An 8,625-nucleotide genomic window follows, 5' to 3' on the forward strand; every position below is an offset into this window, starting at 1 on the left:
CTTGGTAGAGTACTTGGTTTGGGACCAAGGTGTCGCAGGTTCGAATCCTGTCTTCCCGATCAAACACGAGGATACTTTAGGGTATCTTTTTTGTTTATCTAGGGGATTCTTAGGATCTTCTTTTTTGTTTTATGCGAATAATTTTGTGAGAACTAGCAGTACTTAAGGAATGGTAGTGACTATATATTTTCTTTAATTATGGTAAAATAGTAAGAGAATAATGTGAGGGAAATGAATGTCAAGTAAGTTTGAAATTTTAATGAATCAATTAGGAATCTCTGAACAACTAAAACAGGATCCTGCTCTTATTGATGCAAGCATTGAGCGTGTCGTGGTTCATAAAATTAGTAGGGTTTGGGAATTTCATTTTGTATTTTCTAAAATTTTGCCTATTGAAATCTTTCTGGAGTTAAAGAAGGGGTTGAGTGAAGAATTTTCTAAGACAGGGAATCAAGCTGTTTTTGAAATCAAGGCTCTGTCTCAAGAATTTTCTAATCAACTCTTACAGGCCTACTACAAGGAGGCTTTTTCTGAAGGTCCGTGTGCCAGCCAAGGATTTAAATCTTTTTATCAGAATTTGCAAGTTCGTGCGGAGGGAAATCAGCTCATTATTGAAGGTTCCGAGGCGATTGATAAGGAACACTTTAAGAAGAATCATCTTCCTAATTTAGCGAAGCAACTTGAAAAGTTTGGTTTCCCAGCTTTTGTATGCCAAATAGAAAAGAACGATGCCCTTACACAAGAGCAGGAGGAAGCCTTTTATGTGGAGAATGAACAGATTGTTCAGGCTGCCAACGAAGAAGCTCTGCGGGCTATGGAGCAACTGGAACAAATGGCTCCTCCACCAGTAGAAGAGAAACAAGCCTTTGATTTTCAGACTAAAAAGGCTGCGGCCAAGCCAAAGTTAGACAAGGCAGAAGTGACCCAGATGATTGATGTGACGACTGAGGAAAATCGTTTGGTCTTTGAAGGGGTAGTTTTTGATGTCGAGCATAAAGTGACCAGAACAGGCCGTGTCTTGATTAACTTTAAGATGACGGACTATAGTTCGAGCTTCTCAATGCAAAAATGGGTTAAGAATGAAGAAGAGGCTCAGAAGTTTGACATCATTAAGAAGAATTCATGGCTCCGAGTTCGTGGGAATGTGGAGATGAATAACTTCACACGCGATTTGACAATGAACGTGCAGGATGTGCAGGAAGTTGTTCACTATGAGCGGAAGGATTTGATGCCAGAAGGTGAGCGTCGGGTTGAGTTTCATGCTCATACAAATATGTCGACTATGGATGCTCTGCCTGAGGTCGAAGAAATCGTTGAGACAGCTGCAAAATGGGGTCATAAGGCGGTAGCAATTACGGACCATGGCAATGTCCAGTCCTTCCCACATGGCTATAAGGCAGCCAAGAAAGCGGGAATCCAGCTAATCTATGGAATGGAAGCTAATATTGTGGAGGATCGTGTTCCTATTGTCTACAATGAGGTTGAGATGAATCTATCTGAAGCAACCTACGTGGTCTTTGACGTGGAAACGACAGGTCTTTCAGCCATCTATAATGATTTGATTCAGGTTGCGGCATCTAAGATGTACAAGGGCAATATCATCGCTGAATTTGATGAATTTATCAATCCTGGCCATCCCTTGTCAGCTTTTACTACTGAGTTGACTGGGATTACAGATGACCATGTTAAAAATGCCAAACCACTGGAACAAGTTTTACAAGAATTCCAAGAATTTTGCAAGGACACAGTCCTAGTTGCCCACAATGCCACCTTTGACGTTGGCTTTATGAATGCTAATTATGAGCGTCATGGTTTGCCTAAGATTAGCCAGCCAGTAATCGACACGCTAGAGTTTGCTAGAAACCTCTACCCTGAGTATAAACGTCATGGTTTGGGCCCTTTGACTAAGCGTTTTGGTGTGGCTCTGGAACACCACCACATGGCCAACTACGATGCGGAAGCTACTGGTCGTCTGCTTTTCATCTTTATCAAAGAGGTAGCAGACAAACATGGTGTGACGGATTTGGCTAGGTTAAATATTGATCTAATCAGTACAGATTCTTATAAAAAAGCTCGAATCAAGCATGCGACGATTTATGTCAAGAATCAGGTGGGGCTGAAGAATATCTTTAAACTGGTTTCTTTGTCTAATACCAAGTATTTTGAAGGAGTTCCACGGATTCCGAGAACAGTTCTAGATGCCCACCGGGAAGGTTTGATTTTAGGTTCAGCCTGTTCAGAAGGTGAAGTTTTTGATGCAGTTGTTTCCCAAGGTGTGGATGCAGCGGTTGAAGTGGCCAAGTATTATGACTTTATCGAGGTCATGCCACCAGCTATCTATGCTCCCTTGATTGCCAAGGAGCAGGTCAAGGATATGGAGGAACTTCAGACCATCATCAAGAGTTTGATAGAGGTTGGAGACCGCCTTGGCAAGCCTGTTCTGGCTACGGGAAATGTCCACTATATCGAACCAGAAGAAGAGATTTACCGTGAAATTATCGTCCGTAGTTTGGGCCAGGGGGCTATGATTAACCGAACCATCGGTCACGGCGAACATGCCCAACCGGCTCCGCTACCTAAGGCTCATTTTCGAACGACCAATGAGATGTTGGATGAATTTGACTTCTTGGGAGAGGAACTGGCTCGCAAATTGGTTATTGAAAATACCAATGCCTTAGCAGAAATTTTTGAACCTGTTGAGGTGGTTAAGGGTGACTTGTACACTCCTTTCATTGACAAGGCTGAAGAAACGGTCGCTGAGTTGACTTATAAGAAGGCCTTTGAGATTTATGGAAATCCGCTGCCAGATATCGTTGATTTGCGGATTGAAAAAGAATTGACTTCTATTCTGGGGAATGGCTTTGCCGTGATTTATCTGGCTTCCCAGATGCTGGTGCAACGTTCCAATGAACGGGGCTACTTGGTTGGGTCTCGTGGATCTGTCGGATCTAGTTTCGTCGCGACCATGATTGGGATTACGGAGGTTAATCCTCTCTCTCCTCACTATGTCTGTGGTCAGTGTCAGTACAGTGAGTTTATCACCGATGGTTCTTACGGTTCAGGTTTTGATATGCCCAATAAGGACTGTCCAAACTGCGGTCACAAACTCAGCAAAAATGGGCAGGATATTCCTTTTGAAACCTTCCTTGGTTTTGATGGAGACAAGGTTCCCGATATTGACTTGAACTTCTCGGGAGAAGACCAACCTAGCGCTCACTTGGATGTGCGTGATATCTTTGGTTCAGAGTATGCCTTCCGTGCAGGAACGGTTGGTACAGTTGCTGCTAAGACTGCATATGGCTTTGTCAAGGGTTACGAGCGTGACTATGGGAAGTTTTATCGAGATGCGGAGGTGGAACGCCTTGCTCAAGGTGCAGCTGGTGTCAAGCGGACAACAGGACAACACCCGGGGGGGATCGTTGTTATTCCTAACTACATGGACGTCTACGATTTTACGCCGGTCCAGTATCCAGCAGATGACGTGACGGCTGAATGGCAGACCACTCACTTTAACTTCCACGATATCGATGAGAACGTCCTCAAACTTGATGTACTGGGGCATGATGATCCGACCATGATTCGGAAACTTCAGGACTTGTCTGGTATTGACCCCAATGAAATTCCTATGGATGATGAAGGCGTTATGGCTCTCTTTTCAGGGACTGATGTGCTAGGAGTGACTCCTGAACAAATTGGAACGGCGACAGGTATGCTGGGAATACCAGAGTTTGGAACCAACTTTGTACGAGGGATGGTTGATGAAACTCATCCGACGACTTTTGCGGAATTGCTTCAGCTCTCAGGTCTGTCCCACGGTACTGACGTTTGGTTGGGGAATGCACAAGATTTGATTAAACAAGGGATTGCGGATCTATCAACTGTTATCGGTTGTCGAGACGACATCATGGTTTACCTCATGCATGCTGGTCTTGAACCTAAGATGGCCTTTACCATCATGGAACGAGTACGTAAGGGCTTGTGGTTGAAGATTTCCGAAGAGGAGCGAAATGGCTACATCGAAGCTATGAAAGCCAATAAGGTGCCAGAGTGGTATATCGAGTCCTGTGGAAAAATCAAGTATATGTTCCCTAAAGCCCATGCAGCAGCCTATGTTATGATGGCCTTGCGTGTAGCCTACTTCAAGGTTCACCATCCCATTTATTACTACTGTGCTTACTTCTCCATCCGCGCCAAGGCTTTTGATATCAAGACCATGGGTGCGGGCTTGGATGCTATCAAGCGCAGAATGGCAGAAATCGCTGAAAAACGAAAGAACAATGAAGCCTCTAATGTGGAAATCGATCTCTACACAACTCTTGAGATTGTCAATGAAATGTGGGAACGTGGTTTCAAGTTTGGTAAACTCGATCTCTACCGTAGTCAGGCGACAGAATTCCTCATTGATGGGGACACTCTCATCCCGCCATTTGTAGCAATGGATGGTCTGGGAGAGAACGTTGCTAAGCAGTTGGTACGAGCGCGTGAAGAGGGCGAATTCCTTTCTAAGACAGAACTCCGCAAGCGTGGCGGACTGTCATCTACCTTGGTTGAAAAGATGGATGAAATGGGTATTCTCGGCAATATGCCAGAGGATAATCAGTTGAGTTTGTTTGATGAGTTTTTCTAAAATATAGAAAGAGATTTTTATGAAACTTACCATTTCCGCTCAGGATAAGCCAGCGCAGAAGGTGTTTGATTACCAGCTGGATCTTGACCCTGATACGATTTTGAAAATGACCGCTTTGATTTGCGGCACGGTGGCAGCGGTTAGCCTGTTGTCCCTGTTTAAAGAGAAATAACAATAGAAAAGGAAAAATAAAATGGTTTTACCAAATTTTAAAGAAAATCTAGAAAAATATGCGAAATTGTTGGTTGCAAATGGAATCAACGTGCAACCTGGCCATACTTTGGCTCTTTCTATCGATGTGGAGCAACGCGAGTTGGCTCACTTGATCGTCAAAGAAGCCTATGCACTTGGTGCGCACGAAGTCATTGTTCAGTGGACAGATGATGTAATCAATCGCGAGAAATTCCTCCACGCGCCAATGGAGCGTTTGGACAATGTACCAGAATACAAGATTGCTGAGATGAACTATCTCTTGGAGAACAAGGCTAGCCGTCTCGGGGTCCGTTCATCTGATCCAGGTGCCTTGAACGGAGTCGATGCTGATAAGCTTTCAGCTTCTGCTAAAGCTATGGGACTTGCCATGAAGCCAATGCGTATCGCAACGCAGTCCAACAAGGTGAGCTGGACAGTGGCTGCCGCTGCTGGACTCGAGTGGGCTAAGAAGGTCTTCCCAAATGCAGCAAGCGACGAAGAAGCAGTGGACCTCCTTTGGGACCAAATCTTCAAAACTTGCCGTGTCTACGAAGAAGATCCCGTTAAGGCTTGGGAAGAACATGCAGCTATCTTGAAGAGCAAGGCAGAAATGCTTAATAAAGAGCAATTCTCAGCCCTTCACTACACAGCACCAGGAACAGATTTGACACTTGGTTTGCCGAAAAACCACGTTTGGGAATCAGCTGGTGCTATCAATGCACAGGGAGAAGGATTCTTGCCAAATATGCCGACAGAAGAAGTCTTTACGGCTCCTGACTTCCGTCGTGCAGATGGCTATGTCACTTCTACAAAACCACTTAGCTGTAATGGAAATATCATTGAAGGCATTAAAGTAACCTTTAAAGACGGACAAATCGTTGACATCACTGCTGAGAAGGGTGATCAGGTCATGAAAGATCTTGTCTTTGAAAATGCGGGTGCGCGTGCCTTGGGCGAATGTGCCTTGGTACCAGATCCAAGTCCAATTTCTCAGTCAGGCATTACCTTCTTTAATACCCTTTTCGATGAAAATGCCTCAAACCACTTGGCTATCGGTGCTGCCTATGCGACTAGCGTTGTTGGTGGTGCAGAGATGAGCGAAGAAGAGCTTGAAGCAGCAGGACTTAACCGTTCAGATGTTCACGTTGACTTTATGATTGGTTCGAGTCAAATGGATATCGATGGTATCCGTGAGGATGGAACACGCGTACCCCTCTTCCGCAATGGAGATTGGGCAATTTAAGGAGAAGTTATGCTTGGAAGTATGTTTGTTGGTCTCCTAGTGGGATTCTTGGCAGGTGCTTTAACCAATCGTGGAGAGAGCATGGGATGCTTTGGGAAAATGTTTCTTGGCTGGATTGGTGCCTTTCTGGGCCACCTGCTCTTTGGAACTTGGGGTCCAATTATAGCAGGAACGGCCATTATCCCAGCTATTTTAGGAGCTATGATTGTCTTAGCGATTTTCTGGAGACGAGGAAGTTAGTTTCTTGAAAAATTAGAAAAAAGGAGGTTGGTCACTTGGGCCAGCCTCCTTTTGAGTATGATATAATAGTTCTATGAGATTAGATAAATTTTTAGTTGCCTGCGCTGTGGGAAGTCGGACAGAGGTCAAAAACTTGCTCAAGGCTGGACGCGTGACGGTCAATGGCAAGAAAGAAAAATCAGCTAAACTGCAAATAAATGAAGAGAGAGATGAGATTCGTTTTGATGACCAAGTGTTAGAGTACGAGGAGTTTGTCTGCTACATGATGAACAAGCCTCAAGGAGTCATTTCAGCGACTGAGGATCCCAAGCATAGAACGGTTCTGGGCTTGTTGGACGACTATGCTCGTGCCAAGGAAGTTTTTCCTGTAGGGCGCTTGGATATTGATACGCATGGTCTTTTGCTCTTGACCAATGATGGTCAGCTGGCCCATGCTCTTCTTTCACCCAAACGTCATGTGGATAAGACTTATCAAGCTCAGGTCAAGGGAATCATGACCCAAGAAGATGTGGAGACATTTGCCAAGGGCATTCCGCTTAAGGACTTTACCTGCCAGCCGGCCAAACTGGAGATTTTGTCAGTGGATTCAGATAAGGGTGAGAGCCAGATTCGGGTGACTATTGCGGAAGGGAAGTTTCATCAGGTCAAACGCATGGTGGGCTACTGTGGTAAGGAAGTGGTGGACCTACAACGTTTAACTATGGGGACTCTAGTTTTGGACGAGAACTTGAAACAGGGTGAATGGCGTCGCATCAGTCAAGCAGAGCTCGAATTGCTTTTTGCTAGTGTAAAATAGTGTCCATACCATGAAAAAAGGTGAGTCTATTTGGCTTGCTTTTTCATTTTTCAGTTGCTTCCTTTGTGAAAAGAGTTATAATAGACAGTAGAATAAAAGGAGGAATCTATGAACGCGATTCAAGAATCATTTACGGATCAATTATTTGCCAACTATGAAGCAAATGTAAAATACCAAGCTATCGAAAACGCTGCAAGCCATAACGGAATTTTTGCAGCCCTAGAACGTCGTCAAAGCCATGTTGACAATACGCCTGTTTTCTCACTTGATTTGACCAAGGACAAGGTGACCAACCAGAAGGCTTCTGGTCGTTGCTGGATGTTTGCAGCTCTCAATACTTTCCGTCACAAACTCATCTCTCAATACAAGCTCGAAAACTTTGAACTGTCACAAGCCCACACCTTCTTCTGGGACAAGTATGAAAAATCTAACTGGTTTTTGGAGCAAGTCATTGCGACTGCAGACCAAGAATTGACGAGTCGCAAGGTTAGCTTCCTACTCCAAACACCCCAACAAGACGGTGGTCAGTGGGATATGGTAGTGTCCCTCTTTGAGAAATACGGTGTTGTGCCCAAGTCTGTGTACCCTGAGTCTATCTCATCTAGCAACAGCCGTGAGTTAAATGCTATTCTCAACAAATTGCTTCGCCAAGATGCTCAAATCTTGCGTGATTTACTAGCATCTGGTGCAGACCAAGCGACTGTTCAAGCCAAGAAAGAAGACCTCTTGCAAGAAATCTTTAACTTCCTTGCCATGTCTTTGGGTCTTCCCCCTCGTCAGTTTGACTTTGCTTATCGCGATAAAGACAACAATTACCAAAGCGAAAAGGGTATTACTCCACAAGAGTTTTACAAGAAATATGTTAATCTTCCTCTAGAAGATTATGTTTCTGTTATCAATGCTCCAACTGCCGACAAGCCTTATGGCAAATCTTATACAGTTGAGATGTTGGGAAATGTCATTGGTAGCCGTGCAGTTCGTTATATCAACGTACCGATGGAGCGCTTGAAAGAATTGGCGATTGCTCAAATGCAAACAGGAGAAACTGTTTGGTTTGGTTCAGATGTCGGCCAGCTCAGCAACCGTAAGGCTGGAATCCTTGCGACAGATGTTTATGACTTTGAATCAAGCATGGATATTCAACTCACTCAAGACAAGGCTGGACGTTTGGACTACAGCGAAAGCCTGATGACCCACGCCATGGTCTTGACAGGTGTGAATTTGGATGAAAATGGCAAGTCAACCAAGTGGAAGGTTGAAAACTCATGGGGAGACAAGGTCGGCTCAGATGGTTACTTTGTTGCCTCAGATGCTTGGATGGATGAATACACCTACCAAATCGTTGTTCGCAAAGAATTGCTGACAGCAGAAGAACAAGCCGCCTATGAAGCAGAACCAATCGTGCTCGCACCTTGGGATCCAATGGGAGCCTTGGCAGAATAAAATATAAAGAAAAGAGGTTAGGGGAATTGAACTGCACCCCAAAAGTTAGACAGAAAAAAATCTAACTTTTGGGGTGTTTTTATT

The 8,625-nt window shown here is 44.4% G+C and carries 6 protein-coding genes; all 6 read left to right on the forward strand.

Annotated features, from left to right (window positions below; genetic code table 11):
• Positions 1–235 precede the first annotated feature (235 nt).
• The 6 genes from ADI74_RS00965 to pepC all read left to right on the forward strand — a co-directional run bounded on the left by ADI74_RS00965 (position 236) and on the right by pepC (position 8,541).
• Positions 236–4,627 carry a PolC-type DNA polymerase III gene (locus tag ADI74_RS00965; protein WP_049536462.1) on the forward strand — a complete coding sequence of 1,464 codons (4,392 nt, stop codon included), beginning with the start codon at positions 236–238 and terminating at the stop codon, positions 4,625–4,627.
• Positions 4,628–4,646: 19 nt separating this feature from the next.
• Positions 4,647–4,799 carry a hypothetical protein gene (locus ADI74_RS11195; protein WP_000778898.1) on the forward strand — a complete coding sequence of 51 codons (153 nt, stop codon included), beginning with the start codon at positions 4,647–4,649 and terminating at the stop codon, positions 4,797–4,799.
• A gap of 21 nt (positions 4,800–4,820) precedes the next feature.
• On the forward strand, positions 4,821–6,062 hold the full coding sequence (locus tag ADI74_RS00975; protein ID WP_049536464.1) for an aminopeptidase: 1,242 nt from the start codon (positions 4,821–4,823) through the stop codon (positions 6,060–6,062).
• Between the two features lie 9 nt (positions 6,063–6,071).
• Positions 6,072–6,302 carry a GlsB/YeaQ/YmgE family stress response membrane protein gene (locus tag ADI74_RS00980; RefSeq protein ID WP_000901565.1) on the forward strand — a complete coding sequence of 77 codons (231 nt, stop codon included), beginning with the start codon at positions 6,072–6,074 and terminating at the stop codon, positions 6,300–6,302.
• Between the two features lie 73 nt (positions 6,303–6,375).
• Positions 6,376–7,098 (forward strand): pseudouridine synthase, encoded by a 723-nt coding sequence (locus ADI74_RS00985; RefSeq protein WP_049536466.1) that lies wholly within the window; start codon positions 6,376–6,378, stop codon positions 7,096–7,098.
• A 108-nt stretch (positions 7,099–7,206) separates the two neighbouring features.
• Positions 7,207–8,541: an aminopeptidase C gene (gene pepC / locus ADI74_RS00990; RefSeq protein ID WP_049536467.1), complete on the forward strand. Its 1,335-nt coding sequence runs from the start codon at positions 7,207–7,209 to the stop codon at positions 8,539–8,541.
• Positions 8,542–8,625 lie beyond the last annotated feature (84 nt).

The sequence above is a fragment of the Streptococcus pseudopneumoniae genome, from assembly GCF_001074565.1.
Classification (GTDB): domain Bacteria; phylum Bacillota; class Bacilli; order Lactobacillales; family Streptococcaceae; genus Streptococcus; species Streptococcus pseudopneumoniae_J.

Bases quoted from the DNA above. Each gene is read 5' to 3' on its own strand.
- ADI74_RS00965 (WP_049536462.1), top strand. From the start codon at position 236: ATGTCAAGTAAGTTTGAAATTTTAATGAATCAATTAGGAATCTCTGAA.
- pepC (WP_049536467.1), top strand. From the start codon at position 7,207: ATGAACGCGATTCAAGAATCATTTACGGATCAATTATTTGCCAACTAT.
- ADI74_RS00985 (WP_049536466.1), top strand. From the start codon at position 6,376: ATGAGATTAGATAAATTTTTAGTTGCCTGCGCTGTGGGAAGTCGGACA.
- ADI74_RS00975 (WP_049536464.1), top strand. From the start codon at position 4,821: ATGGTTTTACCAAATTTTAAAGAAAATCTAGAAAAATATGCGAAATTG.
- ADI74_RS11195 (WP_000778898.1), top strand. From the start codon at position 4,647: ATGAAACTTACCATTTCCGCTCAGGATAAGCCAGCGCAGAAGGTGTTT.
- ADI74_RS00980 (WP_000901565.1), top strand. From the start codon at position 6,072: ATGCTTGGAAGTATGTTTGTTGGTCTCCTAGTGGGATTCTTGGCAGGT.